2 protein-coding genes are annotated in these 1,430 nt (G+C 37.1%); both read left to right on the top strand.

Features of this window, described 5'->3' with window-relative positions; translation table 11 throughout:
- Positions 1-535, top strand: a 535-nt coding sequence (locus IV40_RS10410; RefSeq protein WP_338033667.1) for a helix-turn-helix domain-containing protein, incomplete at its 5' end; no start/stop codon positions are given.
- 32 nt (positions 536-567) lie between these two features.
- Positions 568-1,401 (top strand): IS3 family transposase, encoded by an 834-nt coding sequence (locus tag IV40_RS10405; protein ID WP_236698076.1) that lies wholly within the window; start codon positions 568-570, stop codon positions 1,399-1,401.
- The last annotated feature ends 29 nt before the right edge of the window (positions 1,402-1,430 follow it).

The following is a 1,430-nucleotide window of genomic DNA, read 5'->3' as shown; positions in this document are numbered from 1 at the left end:
TGAAGTGAACCCCCTGAGTTGGAGAAAATCCAAATCAGGGGGTTTTACTATGTTCTCTGTAGAAATAAAGAAAAAAGTTATTTTGGAATATTTAGAAGGTAAACCTGCAGGTTTACTCATGAAAAAGTATGGTATCAAAGGATCTGCGACCATTTATCAATGGTTAAGTCACTTTAAAATGTTTGGAATACAGGGTTTAGAAAATGATTTAGAGAAGACATATTACGACTATTCCTTTAAAATGGAAGTCATTCATTGGCGATCGGCTCATCGAGCCTCTTTTCCCGTTGCAGCACAACACTTTCGGCTTAAGAATCCGGTTATTATCTGGGATTGGGAAAAGAAATTACTCCAAGGTCGCCTGAAATCTACAAGAGGACGGTCTTCTAAAATGACTAAGCCTAAAGATGAAAAGACATTAAAACAACTTCAAGATGAAAATGATTTTCTGAGAGCACGGGTAGCTTACTTGGAAAAATTGGACGCCTTAATACAGAAGAAGAAAAAATCACAAATCAAGAAAAAGCCCAAATAATCACTGAATTAAGGCGTGAATTACAGATTAAATTGGCAATAGCATTAAGAGCTGGACATATGTCCAGCAGTAGTTATTATGACGCTCGTAAAAGAAAGTACCAACAAGTCTCTAAAGAGCTTGTACAAGCTATTAAAACGATACGAGATGAAAATCCGGATTATGGATATCGTCGGATCACAATTGAACTGCAAAAGTTAGGATTAAAGGTTAATCACAAAGCAGTTTTAAGAATAATGCGAACAAATCAGCTTCTATGTCATGCCTATGAACGAAAAACTAGAAAATATGATTCTTACAAAGGAAGTATTGGCAAGATTGCCCCAAATCTATTAAATCGACGTTTTAAGACTGATCGACCTTATCAAAAGATCGTCACTGACGTGACGGAACTTCGCTGGGGTAATCGCACAATGGAAGAAAGAGCCTATTTTACAGCTTATATTGACCTGTTTAACGGTGAAGTTCTCCAATGGGACATCAGTCGTCACCCTACGGTGGAATTCGTTACAAAGCCATTAGAACAATTGATTCAAGAACGACCAGATTTAGGTTATCGTATGACGGTGCATTCTGATCAAGGTTTCCAATATCAAAATTGTGTTTATACAGAGCTTTTAAAATCAGCTAAAGCCTTCCAAAGTATGAGTCGAAAGGCAACTTGTCTAGATAACGCAGCAGTCGAAAGCTTCTTCCACATCTTAAAGGTAGGAACTGTCCATAACCACAACTATAGAACCTACGACGATTTAAAAGCTGCATTAACGAAATATATTGAATATTACAATAACAAACGGATCAAAATAAAACTGGCCGGCATGTCTCCGATTGAATATCGAAAACATACCGACCAGAAGGTCGCTTAAATTAACTCCAATTTTTGGGGTTCACTTCA

The organism is Lactobacillus selangorensis (assembly GCF_001437205.1).
GTDB lineage: Bacteria > Bacillota > Bacilli > Lactobacillales > Lactobacillaceae > Paralactobacillus > Paralactobacillus selangorensis.
The sequence above is the reverse complement of the archived record's forward strand: the minus strand, read 5'-3'. Positions and strand labels throughout refer to the sequence as shown.